This is a genomic window from Mumia sp. zg.B21, assembly GCF_019550855.1.
Classification (GTDB): Bacteria; Actinomycetota; Actinomycetes; order Propionibacteriales; family Nocardioidaceae; genus Mumia.
In genome coordinates, this window is record NZ_JAHWCJ010000002.1 from 555,570 (window position 1) to 573,741 (window position 18,172).

The 18,172-nt window shown below is 68.4% G+C and carries 15 protein-coding genes, 1 tRNA gene and 2 pseudogenes; 12 read left to right on the top strand and 6 right to left on the bottom strand.

Annotated features, from left to right (window positions below; genetic code table 11):
* On the top strand, window positions 1-666 hold the full coding sequence (locus KV100_RS11390; protein ID WP_220343169.1) for a hypothetical protein: 666 nt from the start codon (window positions 1-3) through the stop codon (window positions 664-666).
* A 28-nt stretch (window positions 667-694) separates the two neighbouring features.
* Here KV100_RS11390 and KV100_RS11395 read toward each other — a convergent pair whose 3' ends face one another.
* Complete coding sequence (locus KV100_RS11395) at window positions 695-2,068, bottom strand: FAD-dependent oxidoreductase (protein WP_220343170.1); 1,374 nt, start codon at window positions 2,066-2,068, stop codon at window positions 695-697.
* A 65-nt stretch (window positions 2,069-2,133) separates the two neighbouring features.
* Window positions 2,134-2,535 (bottom strand): annotated as a pseudogene (locus KV100_RS11400) (DNA-binding response regulator); the annotation flags it as partial.
* A gap of 55 nt (window positions 2,536-2,590) precedes the next feature.
* On the opposite strand from KV100_RS11400, the gene KV100_RS19590 reads away from it, so the two are divergent.
* The 5 genes from KV100_RS19590 to KV100_RS11420 all read left to right on the top strand — a co-directional run bounded on the left by KV100_RS19590 (window position 2,591) and on the right by KV100_RS11420 (window position 9,034).
* Window positions 2,591-2,761 (top strand): BBE domain-containing protein, encoded by a 171-nt coding sequence (locus KV100_RS19590; protein ID WP_255566127.1) that lies wholly within the window; start codon window positions 2,591-2,593, stop codon window positions 2,759-2,761.
* 3 nt (window positions 2,762-2,764) lie between these two features.
* The gene (locus KV100_RS11405) at window positions 2,765-3,964 is read left to right on the top strand and encodes a low temperature requirement protein A (protein ID WP_308291420.1); all 1,200 of its coding nucleotides are present in this window, start codon (window positions 2,765-2,767) and stop codon (window positions 3,962-3,964) included.
* A 25-nt stretch (window positions 3,965-3,989) separates the two neighbouring features.
* Entirely contained in the window at window positions 3,990-6,227 is a 2,238-nt protein-coding gene (gene tmk / locus KV100_RS11410) for a dTMP kinase (RefSeq protein WP_308291421.1), read from the top strand.
* 41 nt (window positions 6,228-6,268) lie between these two features.
* On the top strand, window positions 6,269-7,381 hold the full coding sequence (locus KV100_RS11415) for a DNA polymerase III subunit delta' (RefSeq protein WP_255566205.1): 1,113 nt from the start codon (window positions 6,269-6,271) through the stop codon (window positions 7,379-7,381).
* A 117-nt stretch (window positions 7,382-7,498) separates the two neighbouring features.
* Window positions 7,499-9,034, top strand: a complete 1,536-nt coding sequence (locus KV100_RS11420; RefSeq protein ID WP_220343173.1) for an alpha/beta hydrolase — start codon at window positions 7,499-7,501, stop codon at window positions 9,032-9,034.
* Between the two features lie 121 nt (window positions 9,035-9,155).
* On the opposite strand, the gene KV100_RS11425 is transcribed toward KV100_RS11420, so the two are convergent.
* Window positions 9,156-9,560 carry a pyridoxamine 5'-phosphate oxidase family protein gene (locus KV100_RS11425; protein WP_220343174.1) on the bottom strand — a complete coding sequence of 135 codons (405 nt, stop codon included), beginning with the start codon at window positions 9,558-9,560 and terminating at the stop codon, window positions 9,156-9,158.
* Entirely contained in the window at window positions 9,560-9,832 is a 273-nt protein-coding gene (locus tag KV100_RS11430; RefSeq protein ID WP_308289477.1) for a chorismate mutase, read from the bottom strand. Before KV100_RS11430 ends, KV100_RS11425 begins: the two co-directional genes overlap by 1 nt.
* A gap of 143 nt (window positions 9,833-9,975) precedes the next feature.
* Here KV100_RS11430 and KV100_RS11435 point away from each other — a divergent pair.
* The 4 genes and pseudogenes from KV100_RS11435 (at window position 9,976) to KV100_RS20375 (ending at window position 12,865) form a co-directional block, all read left to right on the top strand.
* Window positions 9,976-10,051 (top strand) — tRNA-Thr (locus KV100_RS11435).
* Window positions 10,052-10,299: 248 nt separating this feature from the next.
* Window positions 10,300-11,433, top strand: a complete 1,134-nt coding sequence (locus tag KV100_RS11440) for a hypothetical protein (protein ID WP_220343175.1) — start codon at window positions 10,300-10,302, stop codon at window positions 11,431-11,433.
* A gap of 125 nt (window positions 11,434-11,558) precedes the next feature.
* Window positions 11,559-12,653, top strand: a pseudogene (locus tag KV100_RS11445) (ISL3 family transposase); the annotation flags it as partial.
* A gap of 86 nt (window positions 12,654-12,739) precedes the next feature.
* On the top strand, window positions 12,740-12,865 hold the full coding sequence (locus KV100_RS20375) for a hypothetical protein (RefSeq protein WP_374226667.1): 126 nt from the start codon (window positions 12,740-12,742) through the stop codon (window positions 12,863-12,865).
* 100 nt (window positions 12,866-12,965) lie between these two features.
* On the opposite strand, the gene KV100_RS11450 is transcribed toward KV100_RS20375, so the two are convergent.
* A complete protein-coding gene (locus KV100_RS11450; RefSeq protein WP_374226662.1) occupies window positions 12,966-13,742 on the bottom strand; it encodes a DJ-1/PfpI family protein in 777 nt (258 codons plus the stop codon).
* Between the two features lie 1,172 nt (window positions 13,743-14,914).
* Window positions 14,915-15,514, bottom strand: a complete 600-nt coding sequence (locus tag KV100_RS11455) for a superoxide dismutase family protein (protein ID WP_220343177.1) — start codon at window positions 15,512-15,514, stop codon at window positions 14,915-14,917.
* 158 nt (window positions 15,515-15,672) lie between these two features.
* Between KV100_RS11455 and KV100_RS11460 the strand changes: the two genes are divergently transcribed.
* Together KV100_RS11460 and KV100_RS11465 are read left to right on the top strand one after the other, a co-directional pair.
* The gene (locus KV100_RS11460; protein WP_220343178.1) at window positions 15,673-16,347 is read left to right on the top strand and encodes a YqjF family protein; all 675 of its coding nucleotides are present in this window, start codon (window positions 15,673-15,675) and stop codon (window positions 16,345-16,347) included.
* A gap of 132 nt (window positions 16,348-16,479) precedes the next feature.
* Window positions 16,480-18,111 carry a catalase gene (locus KV100_RS11465; RefSeq protein ID WP_220343179.1) on the top strand — a complete coding sequence of 544 codons (1,632 nt, stop codon included), beginning with the start codon at window positions 16,480-16,482 and terminating at the stop codon, window positions 18,109-18,111.
* Window positions 18,112-18,172 lie beyond the last annotated feature (61 nt).

Below are 18,172 nucleotides of genomic sequence, written 5' to 3' on the forward strand. Positions count from 1 at the left end.
GTGCGTCGTACGGCGGCGCTGCTCGCCGCGGCTCTGCTCGCCCTCGCCGGGTGTGGTGGCGAAGCGCCGGAGGAGGCCGCGGGCTCGGTCGACCCGACGGTGTCGTCCTCGACCCCTCCGCTGGCCGGGGGCGACCGTCAGCGCCTGGGCTACGCCTCTCCAGAGGAGCTGGCGAAGGAGTCTCCGGTGGTCGTGCTGGGGACCGTCGCCTCCTGGGAGGACGGCCCGACGCTGGTGCTCTCCGAGGGTGGGGAGGAGAAGGACCGCATCCCGTACGACGTGGTGCTGGTCGACGTCGACCAGGTCGTGAAGGACACCACGAAGCTCGTGACCGGCGACCAGATCGCGGTCCCGGTGCGTGTCGACGAGGGCGAGCCCGACCCCGCCGAGCTCGCTCCGCCGGGGTCGAACGTGGCGTTCCTCGGCGGTGCGGACGCGACGTTCGGAGTCTTCGGCGAGGCCGATGCGAGGATCGAGCCCGGCGGCGACGTCGACCCCGACAGCGTCCTGTGGGGAGAGCCACAGGGTGTCGTCCTCGAGACACCGAGCGGCGAGCTGGTCAACGCCGACCCCTACTCTCGCGCCGAGATCTGGCCCGAGATCGGCGAGCTGCCGGCCGAGGAGCAGTTCGGGATGCTCGCCCAGCGCCTGATGGCTCTCGGCTGAGCGAGCCGACCTGCGGCGCGGCGCGGCTCTAGGGCAGCGCGCCGAGCACCTCGCTCGCGGCACGCTCGCCGGAGGAGATCGCGCCGTCGACGTAGCCGCACCATCGCTCCGCCGTCTCCGTGCCGGCCCAGTGGATGCGGCCCACCGGCGTACGCAGCGCCCGGCCGACCTGTGTCCAGGCGCCGGGCGGGAGGTGCGCGCCGTAGCACCCGCGCGTCCACTCCGCCGCCGTCCAGTCCTTCGCGAGGTAGCCGACGATGTCCATGGCCTTGGGCCCGATGTGGCCCGCAAGCCCTCGCAGCACCGCGTCGCGGGCCCGGGCAGGGTCCATCGTGCCGAGGCGGACGGCGTCCTCGCCCTCGACGAGCACGGTCAGGACGCCGTACGCGCCGTCGGACGGACTGGTGTCGAACACGACCTTCGCCGGTCCCTGGTCGGAGAAGATCTCACCCGACAGCGCCTCGTCGCGCCAGAACGGGCGTCGATAGACGGCGTGACACTTGACGACGCTCCCGTGCGGCATCCGTTGGGTGAGCAACGTCCGGTCCTGCGGGAGGCCGGGGAGGTACTCGATGCCCGACGCCAGCGCCGGAGGGACGGTCACGACGACGCGGTGCGCGGTCGTCGCTCCGGACTCGCTGTGGACGGAGACCCCGTCGGCATCGTGCATGATCGTCGTCACCGGCTCGTGCAGCCGGACCCACGGGCCGAGGCCGTCGGCGAGTCGCTCGGCCACCTGCTGCATCCCGCCGTCGACCCGAGCGTCCTGAGCGCCGCCGCCGGTCGCGAGGAGCGTCAGCAACCCTCCGCCCGACTTGGCGTAGAAGAGGACGTGCAGCAGCGACACGTTCTGCGGCTCGGTCGCGAGCACGCCCTCGCAGACGACGCGGAAGTAGTCGCGTCCCTTGCTGGTCAGGCACGTACGGCGGATCCAGCTCTCGAAGGTCTGCGCGTCGTAGCGCGTGGCGTTGTCGCTGCGCCACGGCGCGGACAGGTCGACCTTGTCGGCCGCGGCTGAGAAGCGCAGCATCGCCTGGGCGATGTCGGCGGTCGTGACCGCGTCGAACACCCGGTCGTGCCCGGAGGCGCGGCGCGCGCGTCCGCGCAACGAGACGAGAGCGTCACCCGGACGAGCCTGGGGGGTGGTGTCGAGGCCGAACCGTGCGAGCTCTGCCTGCAGGAGCTTCTGGTCCGGAGCCACCCAGCCGGCACCGGAGTCGACGACGAGACCGTCGAGCGAGTCGCTGCCGTCCCTGGCCGGCACGGGTTCGGTGAGCGTACGGCCACCGACCCGGCCCCTCGCCTCGAGCACCACGACGCTGCGACCGGCCGCGCGGACGCGGTCGGCCGTCACCAGACCGGACACGCCGGCCCCGACCACGATCACATCCACGTTCGCCACGCGACGATCCTATGCAGGCGCGGCCGCTCTCGTGTCCGGCCGCGCTGATCGTCGCGTCGCGCCGGTCAGGACTCGCGCTCGCGAGGCTGGACGAGCCCGGTCTCGTACGCGAACACCACCAGCTGCGCGCGGTCGCGGACGCCGGTCTTGGTCATCGCCCGGCTCACGTGGGTTTTGGCCGTGGTCGGGCTGACCACGAGCCGCTCGGCGATCTCGTCGTTGCTCAGGCCGTAGCCGACCAGTGCGACGACCTCGCGCTCCCGTGCGGTCAGGGCCTCGAGCGTCGAGACGGAGACGACCTCCGGAGGACGCGCGACGAACTCGCTGATCAGCCGTCGGGTGATCGCCGGTGACAGGAGCGCGTCCCCGTCGGCGACCACGCGCAGCGCCTGCACGATCTCGGCAGGCTCGGTGTCCTTGACGAGGAACCCGCTCGCGCCGGCGCGCAGGGCGTCGAACACGTACTCGGAGGCGACGGCGTTCGCGCACCGCGCCGCGGAGGCGATGGTCGTGGTCGCCCGGATGGCGCCTCCCGGAGCGCCCACGCCGTCGCTCGACGGCCCGAGCGACGACTGGGACGCCGTCGCACGGTACGCCCGTCTGGCTGCGGTCAAGCGGGTCTACGACCCCGGCAACCTGTTCCGGCGCAACCACAACGTCGCGCCGGAGCGGCCGGTGGTGCCTACGCTGTAGCGGGTGCCGACCATCTCGAGTCGCGTCCTCGGGCTCCGCGCCCGCGACCCCAGCGAGCCGCACCGGGCCGCCACACCGCTCGAGCTCCTCACCGACCTGTGCTTCGTGGTCGCGGTGGCTCAGGGGGCGACGCAGCTGCACCACGCCACGACCGACGGCGACCTGGCCCACGGGCTGCTCCGGTTCGCGATGGTCTTCTTCGCGATCTGGTGGACGTGGCTCAACTTCGCGTGGTTCGCCTCCGCGTACGACGACGACGGCGTCGCGTACCGGTTGCTCACCATCCTGCAGATCGTCGGAGCGCTGGTCCTGGCCGCCGGCATCCCACGGATGTTCGACGGCGACCTCGGCCTCATCGTCGTCGGCTACGTCATCATGCGGGTCGGCCTGGTCGTCCAGTGGCTCCGCGCAGCGGCGGGCGACCCGCAGCACCGAGCCAGCTGCCTCCGCTTCGCGGCCGGGATCACCGCCGTACAGCTGCTCTGGGTCGTCTACCTCGTCAGCCCACGCGACATCGCGATCCCGGAGTTCGCGGTGTTCGTCGTCTGCGAGCTCGCGGTGCCGGTGTGGGCCGAGCGGCCGAACCAGACCAGCTGGCACGCGCACCACATCGCCGAGCGGTACGGCCTGTTCTTCATCATCGTGCTGGGCGAGACCATCCTGTCGGTCACCCTCGCCATCCAGGAGTCGGTCGATGCCCATGACGTCCAGCGCGGGCTGGCGTACGTCTCCGTGGGTGGGGTGCTGATCGTGTTCTCGGTGTGGTGGATCTACTTCGCTCGTGACTCGGCCGCGGCGCTGGAGCGTGCGCGGGGCACCGGGGCGGAGTACGTGTGGGGGTTCGGCCACTACGCGGTGTTCGCATCGGCGGCCGCGATCGGGGCTGCGCTGGCCGCGCGCGTGGACTTCTGGCAGCACGACGTGGTGCACGGGCACGTCGTCGAGTCCTGGCCGAGCGCCGCGCTGCTCTGCGGGTCCGTGGCCGTTCTTCTCGCGGCGTGCTGGGTCGTCAAGGTCCGCCCGGAGGACCGTTCTGCGGGCACGGCGGCGCGGTGGGGTGCGGCGATCACCGCGGTCCTGCTGCTCGTCCTCGCCCCGCTCCCGGAGGTCGGAGTGGGCCTCGTCTGCGTCATCCTGCTCGTCACCGAGCTGTACGCCGGGTCACCTCGGGGTCGGGTCAGGGCTGCGCCGGAGCCGGAATGACTGTGCTGGTGGATACCCTGAGTCGGTGGCATACGATCCGGCAGGCACAGCAGCCGACGACGACGCGAACGGCATCCGCCTGGTGATGCGGATCCCGGTCTTCCGGCGCTTCTGGGCTGCCCTCGGGCTCGCCTCGCTCGCCGACTGGATCGGGCTGCTGGCCATCACGGCGTTCGCCAACTCGATCGGCGAGGGTTACGCCGGCAAGAACTTCGCGATCGCCGCGGTCCTCTTCGCCCGCCTGGCCCCAGCGCTGGTGATCGGTCCCTTCGGCGGTTACGTCGCCGACCGCATGGATCGCCGCATCACGCTCACGACCGGCCTCTTCCTGCGGGCGGGCATCTTCGCGAGCATCCCGCTCGTCGGCACGCTGTGGTGGTTGATCGTCGCGACCGTGCTGATCGAGGCGGTCAACGCGGTCTGGATGCCGACCAAGGACGCGACGGTCCCGACCCTCGTGCCGCGTGAGCACCTCGAGGACGCCAACCGCCTCAACCTCGCGACCACGTACGGCTCCGCCCTGCCCGCGGCGGTCCTGTTCATCGTCGTCACCGGCATCACCAAGGCGGTCGACGGGCTGTTCGCCATCTCGGTCCCCGATGTCGACCCGGCGCTCTATCTCGTCGCGGTGCTGTTCGCGCTCGGCGGCCTGGTCTTCCTCGGCGCGCGCGACATCCCCGAGGGCGCCGCCGTCGACCAGCAGGTCGGTGTCTGGCGCACGATCGCCGACGGCTGGGCGTACGTCTTCCGCACCCCGCTGGTGCGCGGCCTGGTGCTCGGCATCGTGGGCGCGTTCGGCTGCGGCGGCGTGGTGATCGGCCTGGGTCGCGTGTTCGTCGCAGACCTCGGAGCCGGCGACCCGGGCTACGGCACCCTGTTCGGCGCGGTCTTCCTCGGTCTCGGCCTCGGCATGTGGCGTGGACCCAAGGTCCTGCCGCAGGTCAGCCGGCGCCGCATGTTCGGTGTCGCGCTGGTCGGTGCGGGAGTCGGGCTGCTCGTCGTCGCCATCGTCCACAACATGGCCCTCGTGGCGATCCTGGTCATGCTGGTCGGCTTCTGCGCCGGCATCGCCTGGATCACCGGCTATACGTTGCTCGGCCTCGAGGTCGACGAGGAGATGCGCGGCCGGACGTTCGCCTTCGTCCAGTCGCTCGTCCGTCTGGTGCTGTCGGCGGTGCTCGCGATCGCCCCGCTGGTCGCCGGTCTGATCGGCACCCACACGATCGCGCTGCGCGACCTCGGCGACTACACCTACACCGGCACGCAGATCGCGATCCTGGTGGCGGCGGTCCTCGCGACGGGGTTCGGGCTGATCTCCTTCCGCCAGATGAACGACCGGCACGGCCTCTCGCTCATCTCCGAGCTCAAGCAGGACCCGTCGACCGCCCCCTCGTACTCCACGAGCGGGCTCTTCATCGCCTTCGAGGGCGGCGAGGGCGCCGGCAAGTCGACGCAGGCGTGGATGCTGGCCGAGGCGCTGCGGGCCGACGGCTACCGCGTGCTGCTGACCCGCGAGCCCGGAGCGACCCCGGTCGGCCAGACCGTACGGCAGATCCTGCTCGACCCGGCGACCGGAGAGCTCTCCCCACGGACCGAGATGCTGCTCTACGCCGCCGACAAGGCCGAGCACCTCGAGCAGGTCGTCAACCCGGCGCTGGCGAGGGGTGACATCGTCATCACCGACCGGTACGTCGACTCGACCCTGGCCTATCAGGCTGGAGGTCGCGGGCTCGACCTCCACGAGGTGGAGTCCGTGGCCCGCTGGGCGACCTCGCGCCTGCGCCCGCACCTCACGGTTCTGCTCGACGTCGACCCAGAGCTCGGTCGATCGCGTTTCGACCAGGCCGACCGGCTCGAGGCGGAGCCGACGGAGTTCCATGTCCGCGTGCGGGAGACGTTCCTCCAGCTGGCCTCCAAGAACCGCGACCACTACATGGTCCTGCGGGCCGACCGGGACATTGTCGACATCGCCGACGTGGTCCTCGAGCGGGTGCAGCCGTTGCTCGGCCACGTCGAGCGGGCGATCGCTCCGATGCGGCCACCGCCGCACGGGTCACCGTTCGAGAGCCGTGCTCAGACCGACGGCGCCGACAGCGCCGCTGAGGCGTCACGCGTCGACCCGGTGGACCCCGTCGACCTCGAGGAGCGCGTCGAGACGATCGACGAGGCGTTCACTCCATACGACACGGTCTCCGAGGGCGGTGACCCGTCGTACGCCGACGCCGACGAGATCCGGGCCGACGACCGCGGCGGTCAGCGGTGAGCGTCTGGGACGACCTGGTCGGGCAGGACGACGTGGTGGTGATGCTGAAGGCCGCGACCGCGTCGGCGCAGGAGCGCCTCGCCGGCGGCCCCGGCCCCGCGATGACCCACGCCTGGCTGTTCACCGGACCACCGGGCTCCGGTCGCTCCAACGCGGCGCGCGCGTTCGCCGCCGCGCTGCAGTGCGAGGACGGTGGCTGCGGCCACTGCCGGGCGTGCCGGACGGCGCTGGCCGGGGCGCACCCGGACGTCTCGCTGGTGAGCACCGACGGGCTGAGCATCGACGTCGCCGAGGTGCGGGAGCAGGTCCGCCTCGCCGCGATGCGTCCGTCGGACGGTCGTTGGCAGGTCGTGGTGGTCGAGGACGCCGACCGCCTGACCGAGAAGGCGGCCGACGCCCTCCTCAAGAGTCTCGAGGAGCCTCCGCCGCGCACGGTGTGGATGCTGTGCGCGCCGACGGCCGAGGACGTGATCGTGACGATCCGGTCCCGGTCGCGGCAGGTGGTGCTCCGTACGCCGCCGGTGGCCGCGGTCGCTGCGATGCTGGCCGCACGGGAGCAGGTCGCCCCGGAGCTCGCGCTGCAGGCAGCCCGTGCCTCGCAGGGTCACGTCGGACGGGCCCGTGCACTGGCGACCAAGGAAGCCGTGCGCGAGCGTCGCCGCGCTGTGCTCGCCATCCCAGGTTCGCTGACGTCGCTGGGGGCGTGCCTCGATGCTGCCGCGACCATCACGCGGACCGCGCAGGCTCAGGCCGACGAGGTCGCCGAGCGGCTGGAGGACGCCGAGCGTGACGGGCTCAAGATGGAGTTCGGTGTCGAGGACCGCGGCCGTCGCCCCGCAGGCTACGCGGGTCGGCTCGCGGCGCTGGAGAAGGACCAGAAGCGTCGCCGTACCCGCATCGCGCGTGACTCGATCGACGGTGTCCTCATCGACCTGCTGTCGTTCTACCGCGACGTCCTCGCCGCCCAGACCGCCCCCGGCGCGGAGCTCGTCAACGCCGACGTGACCGGCACGGTCCGTCGTCTCGCCGGTGCGGGCACCCCCGAGCAGACCCTCGCGCGGATCGAGGCGATCCTCGCCTGCCGGGAGGCACTCGAGGCCAACGCGGCGCCACAGCTGGCGTTGGAGAACCTCCTCCTCCAGCTGCGCCTGTGAGCTGACCTGTCCCGCGCACGGGGAGCGCGGGCGCTGTGGACGACGTCAGCGGGCTCGGGGGGTCGTCACGTACGGTGGCTGCACGCCCGATTCCACGCCGTCCGAGGGAGACCACCAGTGCGTCGTCGCAGGATCGCCGCCGTCGTCGTCGCGGGTCTTCTCGCACTCAGCGCGTGCGGCAGCGCCGAGGACTCGCGCGGCACCGACCGCACCGACGGTCCTTCGGCCACGGCGTCGCCGAGCGCCGACGACACGATCGATCCGGAGCTCGCACCGTTCTACGAGCAGCGACTCGACTGGGCCTCGTGCGGGCGCTACGAGTGCACCAGCGCCCAGGTGCCGCTCGACTACGACGACCCTGACGGTGAGCGGATCACGCTGAAGCTCCGCCGGCTGCCGGCCGGTGACCCGAGCGCACGACGCGGATCGTTGTTCATCAACCCGGGCGGACCGGGTGGGTCTGGTGTCGACTACGTCGCCGCCTTCACGTCCATGGCCAGCGACGACATCCTCGACGCCTACGACGTCGTGGGGTTCGATCCGCGCGGCGTCGGGACGAGCACGCCGCTGGAGTGTGCCACCACCGCGCAGCTCGACGCCTATGTCAACACCGACCCGACGCCCGACGACGCCGCGGAGGAGAAGGCGTTCTACGACGCGGCCCAGACGCTCGGCAAGCGCTGCGAGACCGACTCCGGGCCCCTCGCCGCTCACATGTCGACCGTGGAGGTCGCCAAGGACCTCGACATCCTCCGCGCCGCGGTCGGCGATCCGTCGTTGACCTACCTCGGCGCCTCGTACGGCACGATGATCGGCGCGACCTATGCCGAGCTGTTCCCCAAGCGAGCCGGCCGTCTCGTCCTCGACGGAGCGATCGACCCCTCGATCGACTCCGAGGGGCTCAACCGAGGACAGGCCGAGGGTTTCCAGACGGCGCTCCGTGCCTACCTCGAGGCCTGTGCCAAGGAGAGCGACTGCCCGCTGGGCGACAATCCCGACGCGGCCGAGCGGCGCCTGTCCGGCTTCCTCTCCGACCTCGACCAGGACCCGCTCCGCACGTCGACCGCCGGCCGTCCGCTGACCGAGGCGCTCGGGTTCTACGGCATCGCGGTCACGCTCTACAACGAGGACTACTGGGAGCTCTTGACCCGCGCGCTGCGCCAGGCTCTCAAGGGCAACGGGACCCAGCTGCTGTTCCTCGCCGACCAATACCTCTCGCGCGACGAGAAGGGCTACACCGACAACTCCGTCGTCGCGCTCAACGCCGTCAACTGCCTCGACGACCCGTCGACGCTCACCCTCGAGCAGGCTCGGGAGACGGTGCCCGACTTCGAGAAGGTGTCACCCGTCTTCGGCCAGAGCTTCGCGTGGTCGCCGGTCACCTGCACGGCGTGGCCGATCAAGCCGGCCCAGCCTGCTCCCACGATCGACGGAGCAGGGGCGCCGCCGATCGTCGTCGTCGGCACGACACGTGATCCGGCCACTCCCTATCGCTGGTCGGTGGCGATGGCCGAGCAGCTCGAGTCCGGTGTGCTGGTCAGTCGCGAGGGCGACGGTCACACCGGCTACTCGATGGGCAACGAGTGCGTCGACGACGCGGTCAACAACTTCCTCCTTACCGGCACGGCGCCCAAGGATGGCGTGAAGTGCTGAGGGTCCGTCCACCCCGCTGTGTGAGGGCGGAGCGAGCTCAACCCCCGATCGCCAGGCCGGGTGTGCGATTCCCCCGTCCGCACCCGGCCTGGCTCGTTCTTGCTCGGGGTCAGGCTGAGCCTCAGGCTGAGGGGAGACGGCCCATGATCCGATCGACGTCGACGATGATCGCGACGCGCTCGGGGTTCACGCTCGGTTGCCGGTATCGCAGCGCATAACGCCGCACGGCCTCGGCGACCTCGTCGGGGTCACGCGTGACACGCGCGACGCCTTCGAGCGTGAGCCAGTGCCCACCGTCGATGTGGCCGAACGCGACCCGAGCGGCTCCGTCGGCGGCCTCGATGTTGCGCACCTTCACCGACCCCTCGCGGGTGATGGAGCGGGCGGTCCTGGTCGCGGCGTCGTACGTCACGCCGACGGGGACGACGTGTGGCGTCCCGTCGGGACGCAACGTGGTCAGCGTGGCGAGGTGGTAGTCGCTCATGAACGCGATGAGCGAGGGGTCGTCGAACGCGATGCGGGGCATCAGTCGCGGAACGCTTCGTGGTGGCGGATGACCTCGGAGATGATGAAGTTCAAAAACTTCTCCGCAAACGCGGGGTCGAGGTCGGCATCGACGGCGAGGGCGCGAAGCCGCGCGATCTGACGCGCCTCACGTGCGGGATCGGCAGCCGGCAGGTTGTGATCGGCCTTGAGCCGCCCCACGCGCTTGGTGCACTTGAACCGCTCAGCGAGGATGTGGATCAGCGCCGCATCGATGTTGTCGATGCTCGCGCGCATCTCCTCCAGCTCCGCGATGACGACGGGAAGTCCGGCCTTGTCGGCGCTCAGGTCACGGGGTTCGCTCACGCGACCTGAGTCTACGGCCCCCCCTTTTGGGTCGCCCTGACCGTCTCGGCTAGACTCATCCTCGGCCAGCGGGCGATCCTCGCGAGGCCATCGCCGCTTTAGCTCAGTCGGCAGAGCGTCTCACTCGTAATGAGAAGGTCGTCGGTTCGATTCCGACAAGCGGCTCCACTAGTTCTTGCAGGTCAGAGGCGGTCTTCGGGCCGCCTCTCACCGTTTTCCAGAGGGCGAGTCGAGCCCCGAGCAGCCGCCCGAGTCACCCGTCGTCTCCCTAGGCACCGCGAGCTTCGCAAGTACATCCTGCAGAGCAACGAGATCACGTGGTAAGAACGGGCATGCGCTGCGCGGTCGCCATCGGGTTGATTGCGATCCTTGTCGGCGGATGCTCGGCAGCTCGCTCGCCTAGCAACGATCCGTCGGTGGCCGCGCACTCTGCGTCCGCCCCGGCGATTCCCATCAGCCTCGAAGAGGTAGATCCGCTTCCTCGGGCAAGTTACACGCGTTTGGCCGGCGTATGGATTCGTCAGGGTGGTGAGGCGGTCGGCGTTGATGCGCTTGAAACTCCCGCAACGATTCTGATCGTGAAAGCTGATGCGACGTCTTTCGACGGCGAGGCAGCCATCAAGCAGGGCAGGATCGAGGTGCGCCCGATCGGCGTGAAGGGATCCGTGGAGAAGATTGCCTCACCGCCCGGTCGTAGGCCAAGGCAGATCAACGGGTCGGATTTGAATACCCGTTACGTGGTGTGGACGGAGGTCGAATCGGTTGACCTCGGAGTCTCTCCTTGGGTCCTCTTCGCTTACGACCGAAAGACCGGCATGACACGAAAGCTCACGGAAGCGCCAAAGGTCGACGGCAGAACCCCTCCTCCACCTCCCGGTTACACCGGGCCGGTCGTCGCCGGTGGGAGGGTCTTCTGGGCTCAGGTCGGCGGGAAGTTCGGTGCGGAGGCAGTTGACATATGGGGATGCGAAATCGGGAACTGCCTCCCCAAGGTCGTGATGCGCGGCGCAGCATTTCCCGCGGTCACCTCGACGGAACTCTACGGGGTCAGGTCGGCGCGGTACGAGGGAGTCAGGGACTCCAGGCGGATCACCTCTGCCACGATATCCAAGGTTCGTTTCGGCGGCGGTGAGCCGGCCGCCGTGAAGCAAGTCCCACTCGGAGAACAGGACACCTTCACAGGATTCGCCGCGAGTGACGCTGGGCTCGCATGGATCGTCGGCCGCAAGAAGAGTCCCGAAGAGCAACGCATGTATCTCACCGTTACCGAAGACGGTAACGAGACCACATTCGGTTCGAGCGCCAACGGTGGGTTCGGCTATCCCGTGATGACCGATCGGTTCGTCGCGTGGGCCGAGACTTCCGGCAACGCTCCAGGTGAACTGGGGGGATACCTGTACGACCTCGAGTCCAAGAAGCTTAATTCCATCGGAAACACACTCGGTCTCTACGGAATCGAAGGAAGTGGCGACCTGCTTGGGTGGCAGGAGAGCGAAACACCCCAAGCCCGACCGGAGGACATCGAGTACGTCATCGTTCGCTTACGGTAATTCGGCTCATCACAGTTGAGGGTGTGGAGGCAGCCGATCGACCTGGCGGCGCGTCGGTGACTGGATAGGGGTCGAGGTCTCCCAAGGATGAAGGTTCCTACACGCCTCATCCGGAAGACCTCGACATGCCAGACGCTACCTTCGCGTGCCCTGACCTGACCAAGTTCTGCCGCCTCGACGAGCTCGGTCTCGTTGCCACCGGCCAACGCCTTGAACCCGACCGTGCGGTCCTTGCATGCAGGGTTCTCGATCCCGATCAGTGGTGCCGACGCTGCGGCTGCGAAGGCACCGTTCGTGACACCGTCACCCGCCAACTGGCCCACGAACCACTCGGCTGGCCCGACCACCCTGGTCGTGACGATCCGCCGCCCCGGTGCTCGGGCTGTGGGCACGTGTGGCGCCAAGACACCACCGCCGCAGCCGAACCCCGGGCGAAGTTGTCGCGTCGTGGGCTGCGGTGGGCACTCGAAGCGATCGTGGTTCAGCACCTGACCGTGGCCCGGGTCGCCGAAGGGCTCGGCGTCGCGTGGAACACCGCCAACGACGCCGTCCTGGCCGAAGGTCGACGGATCCTGATCAACGACGAGCACCGCTTCGACAGCGTGGCGGTCCGCGGCGTCGATGAGCACGTGTGGCGCCATACCAGGCGCGGCGACAAGTACGTGACGGTGATCATCGACCCGACCCCGATCCGCGACAAGACAGGTCCGGCATGCCTGCTGGACATGGTCGAGGGCCCCTCGAAGCAGGCGTTCATGACCTGGCTCGCGAACCGTCCCCCGGCGGCGCGCGACGGGGTGGAGGTGGTCGCGATGGACGGGTTAACCGGCTTCAAGACCGCCACCACCGAAGAACTGGCCGACGCGGTGACGGTGATGGATCCCTTCCACGTCGTCCGGCTGGCTGGTGACGCACTGGACCGGTGCCGGCGTCGGGTCCAACAAGATCTGCACGGCCACCGCGGTCGCAGGGACGAACCGCTCTACCGCGCACGGCGGACCCTGCATACCGGCGCCGACCTGCTGACCGACAGACAGCGTCAACGGCTGGTCGACCTGTTCGTGGCCGATGTCCACGTCGAGGTCGAGGCGACTTGGGGGATCTACCAGCGCATGATCGCCGCGTACCGCGAGCCCGACCGCGTCCTGGGTCGCGAACTGATGGAGAAGTTGATCGCCTCGATCAGCACCGGTGTCCCGAAAGCGCTCATCGAGGTCACCACGCTGGGCAAGACCCTGACCAGACGCGCCGTCGATGTGCTCGCCTACTTCGACCGCCCGGCACCAGCAACGGACCCACGGAGGCCATCAACGGCAGGCTCGAGCACCTCCGCGGATCAGCCCTCGGCTTCCGCAACCTCACCAACTACATCGCCAGAAGCCTGCTCGAGACCGGAGGCTTCAGACCTCGACTGCTACACCCTGGATTGTGATGAGCCTGGAAAGGGCAGTGTCAGCATGTGGAGGGCGTCGGGTGAACGACAAGCAAGTTTGTCCGAACAAACAAAGTTGTTCGAGAAATCTTCGATGCCGCTAGCTTTCGTGGATCCGGCGGGCCGCATCCTGTACGGCGTTGAGACGCTCTGCCCTCAAGGCCTCGCGTCCCTTCGCCACCCAATGAGGGGGAGCCGTGACGGCGGCACCCGTGCCGAAGGGAGGTTGCGGTGCGTACTCGAGAGACATCTCGATCCACGATCCCTTACGGGCACCGAAGACCTCGCCCGCTACCCACAGAGCCAGGTCAATGCCCGCGCTCACGCCCGCCGCAGTCGCGAAGGGGCGGTCGACCACGACCCGTTCCTCCACAGGAATGCACCCGAGTTCGGCCAGCATCGGATGAGAGGCCCAGTGTGTGGTGGCGCGGCGACCTTTCAGCAGACCAGCCGCACCAAGAACGAACGACCCCGTGCAGACCGAGCAGACCCACGAGGCACCCGCAGCTTGCGCCTCGACGAAAGCGAGCAATTCTGAGTCGGCCATGGCATCGACGATGCCGGGCCCGCCCGGGATCAACAAAACAGACGCCGACGGCGCCTCGGCCAGATTGCAGGAAGGCACCACGACCGCGCCCAGGTCAGTGACAACCTGGGGCTCTCGCGCAGCCAGATGGATCCTCGCTCCGGGACAGCGACCGAAGACTTCCACAGGCCCGACATAGTCCAGTTGCGTGACGCCGGGAAAGAGAAGGACCACTACGTCGAAGTGCTCAGTTGACGACTGCTCGGCTGTCAGTTCCACGTCGCTCCCTAGGTGATTTCGCGTGACCCACGATACGCTGGCGCATTGAAGAATGTCGCGCGGAACTTTCACGGATCGATCCGCTCATCAGCGATCGTCTGCTCGGGGTTGTTTGGCGATTGTGTGCGAATATCCAGGCGCGTGGGATGTCGAACTTAATATCGTCTGGGCCGCACAGCCCCGACGCGGAGGCAATGCTTGAATCAAATCAGGGTCAGATCGGCATGAGAACTTGTGGTCTGAAGTTCTGAAAGTTCCGTCTCAAGTTCGAAATTATTCCCTCTATGCGACCGTCGTTATGGGAGGCAGTGACGTGAGTGGCGGAGCTCGGGAAAGCGAGCACATCATCGACGCCTATAGGCGCGCGTGGAGACGGCGCACGGAGGCCGACGTCAACTCCTTGGAGTTGTTTCAGTCTGAAGTCGGTAGCCGGGAACGTGTCGACGAGGAGGAGTGGAAGCTCTATTCTGCACTTTGGGAGAAACGAGTTCCTCCTTCGAAGCTGGCGAAGGAACTACGCCGAGCGGGCCTTCGGTCGCTGCGCGATGTGGTTGGGCAGACCTTCAGGCTTTGCGCTGGAGCCCGCGAGAGCCGCGCTGGATGAAGGAGCCGTCCGACGTCGAGTTGCTTGGTCAAGACTCGCAATACTGGAGTCTCCCAGTGACTGAACTGCCGTATTCTTTTGGTGACGAGGAGTATCGCTGGCTCGAGCGAGCTTGTGCTGAGTATGAACTCGACGAAGGCGAAATGTCTCATGCTTTCGCGATCTGGCTCGACCCGCTCTTTGACGCCCGAGTATGACCGCACATTCATCCACTTGACCCTGCGCCATTCGCGAAGATCCGTCATGATTGGAGACTCCGCAACTCGCGCCATACCTCGGTTGAAACTCGCGCCTGCGCGGACAGACCTGGTCGTTTCTACACGTGAGTTTCAATGCTTCCGGGAAGGACCGTCACGATGAATGCTGGAAAGCCCGGGGAGCGTGAGACGACGATAAGGTTTGAGTTGGCACGAGCCTGTCTTCATATTTTCCTCTTCGGCCTTCTGGCAGCTATTCCGTTGCTATGGTCGCGCGACGAGAGCGACGGAGGAAATAGAGCGTTTCTGCTGGCCCTCGCCGCGATGGCGACAGCGCTGTTGGCGTGGAGTCTTGTTGACAGCGCCATCGCGGTCCGCGCGGCAATGAAGCGACGTAGGGGGCGTCGGGACAGGTCGGCGACCCACCCGGCTCGACCTCCCATCTAGCGGAGCACCCCGCACGCTGCCCGCGCGCCGGCGTCACCGGTGGCCAGCGTCGTCGCGTCCGGGCCACCCTGGCCCGCGGCCGAATAGCGGTCGGGGATGTTCGCGAAGTTGTCGCGCCCGGCGTGGACCATCACGGCCGAGCCGTCTGCATCACGCAGCTCCCGCAGGGTGAACCGGTCGGTGACGAACTTCAGGCGTGCGCGGCCGTTGTCGGTGACCAGCAGCGACGGCAGGTCGCCGGCGTGGTCGCCGTGGTTCGGTCGACCGCCGGTGTAGTGCCCGCCCGCCGAGGTGAACGGTCCGTCCGGTGCGTTCGCATCACACCGGCCGACCGCGTGGATGTGGAACCCGTGGAAGCCGGGCGCCAGGCCTCGAGCGGTGGCCTTCACCACGACCTTGCCGCGAGTCTGTCTCAGCGTCACCCGGCCGACCGTGCTGCCGTCGGCGCTGTGCAGGGTTGCCCGGGCGATCTTGGCCCGTGCGTGGCCGCGGTCCGCGCTCGCGGTGGTGGCGTTGACGGCGAGCGCGCCGGTCGCCACCACGAGAGCCGTCGTCCCCGCCACGGCCAACCGGCGTCGGTTCATCCAATCGGGCATCTTCCCCACCTCATCCGTGAGTTGTTCCGAATGCTCGTCCCACGACGCTCCACCCAGCGCCCGCGCACTGTCAAGGTGCTCGGCCGGTGGTCAGGCGGTGGGCAGCGGCGGTTGCGCCGTACCGGTTTGCCGAGCAAAGCCCGGGGAACCCGAGGGGCGTGGCAAGCCGCACCGCAGAGCAGCGAGTACGCGTTCCCGCGCTGTGCACCTCGTGGCTGGACCTCACTTTCGTCCACTGGCGCGTCCCGCCGGAGTGCGTCCAGGCGGTGCTGCCGCCATCCCTTACCGTCGACGAGTACGACGGCGCGGCGTGGGTCGGTCTGACCCCGTTTCGGATGGCCGACATGCGACCGCTCGGACTGCCCGCCATGCCGGGCACCGCGCGCACCAGTCCGGAGACCAACCTCCGGACGTACGTGCGCGGACCGGACGGCCGGGACGGGCTCTGGTTCCTGTCCCTCGACATCGGCACCCGGGTGCTCGCTGCCCTCCTGAGGACAGCTGTCGGGGCGCCGTACCACGGTGCCGACCTCAGGGTCGAGCGCCGCAGCGACACGGTGGTCTCGACCGGATCCCGGCACGGTGGCGGGCCGTCGTACCGGCTCGAGGTCGAGGCAGGTGCCCCCGCCGAACCCGCCGATCTCGAGATTTGGCTGACCAGCCGGTGGCGCGCCTACACCCGCCATCTGGGACAGATCGTGGTCACGCCGGTGGAGCACGAGCCCTGGCCGCTGCGGGCGGCACAGGTCCGGCGACTCGACCAGGACCTCACCCGTGCAGCCGGGCTCGGGGACCTGGCCGAACCTGCACGGTCCACTTCTCTGACGGCGTGAGAAACGTACGGCTCGGTGTGCCGTCGCTTGCCGGGCGCGCCTGAGTCCACTGGACGAGAATGATCGGAGCGGTTCAGGGCACTGGGTGTTGATCCCCTGCCACCGAACGAACGATCGGAGAGGACGTCTCCTATGACCGACGAGCGCAGGCTCACCACCCGACAGGGCCACCCGGTCTACGACAACCAGAACCAGAGGACCGTGGGAGCACGGGGTCCGGCGACCCTGGAGAACTACCACTTCCTCGAGAAGGTCAGCCACTTCGACCGCGAGCGCATCCCGGAGCGTGTCGTCCACGCCCGAGGCGCCGTGGCGTTCGGCACCTTCGAGGCGACGGGGCGATGGGGCGACGAGCCGATCGAGCGATTCACGCGGGCCAAGGTCTTCAAGACCGGCAAGGTCACTGACCTGGCGATCCGCCTCTCGACCGTCATCGGCGGTCGCGACTCCAGCGAGACGGCGCGCGACCCGCGCGGCTTCGCCGTGAAGTTCTACACCGAGGACGGCAACTGGGACCTGGTCGGCAACAACCTCGGCATCTTCTTCATCCGGGACGCGATCAAGTTCCCCGACGTCATCCACTCGCTCAAGCCCGACCCGGTCACCTTCCGGCAGGAGCCGGCACGGATCTTCGACTTCATGTCGCAGACGCCCGAGTCGATGCACATGCTGGTCAACCTGTTCAGCCCACGCGGGATCCCCGCGGACTACCGGCACATGCAGGGCTTCGGGGTGAACACGTACAAGTGGGTCAACTCCGAGGGCGAGACCAAGCTCGTCAAGTACCACTGGCTGCCCCAGCAGGGTGTGAAGTCGATGACCGAGGAGGACGCGGCCAACATCCAGGCGGGCGACCTCGGGCACGCCTCGAAGGACCTCTACGACGCGATCGAGAGCGGCGACTACCCCAAGTGGGACCTCTACGTCCAGATGATGGACGACCACGACCACCCTGAGCTCGACTTCGACCCGCTCGACGACACGAAGGTCTGGCCGGAGGAGGTCTTCGAGCCCAAGCACGTCGGGACGATGACGCTCAACCGCAACGTCGACGACCACCACAACCAGAACGAGCAGATCGCGTTCGGCACCGGGGTCCTCGTCGACGGGCTCGACTTCTCCGACGACAAGATGCTCGTCGGGCGGACGTTCTCCTACAGCGACACGCAGCGCTACCGCGTCGGTCCGAACTACCTGCAGCTCCCGGTGAACTCGCCGAAGCACGCGCGTCCGCAGACGAACCAGCGCGGCGGTGAGATGAGTTATCACATCGACCTCGCCGACGGCCAGAACCCGCACGTCAACTACGAGCCGTCCACCATGGGCGGGCTGCACGAGGCGGCCAAGCCGGCCTCGAGCCAGGCATACGGTCCTGAGATCGTCGGTCGGCTCACCCGCGAGCGGATCCCTCGTACGAACGACTACGCGCAGGCGGGCGAACGGTTCCGGCTGATGGAGGACTGGGAGCGTGACGACCTGGTGAAGAACTTCGTCGCGAACATCTCCGAGGCCACCCGCGAGGTGCAGGAGCGGATGGTGTGGCACTTCTTCCTCTGCGAGGACGAGCTCGGCGAGCGGGTCGGTGAAGGCCTGGGCATCACGGTCGACGATGTTCGTGGTCTCGCGCCGCTCGAGACGCAGACGCTCAACGAGGAGGAGCGGCGTCGCCTGGAGAACCTTGGCAAGAACGGCCCCCGCGACGTCGAGGGCCACACGATGACGCACTGCGTCCCCAACGAGCACGTCGTCGTCGAGCGGAGCTGAGCGACTCCTTCAGGCCGGGTGGCCTTTTGGGGTTACCGGACGGTACTGCGTACGGTCGTCC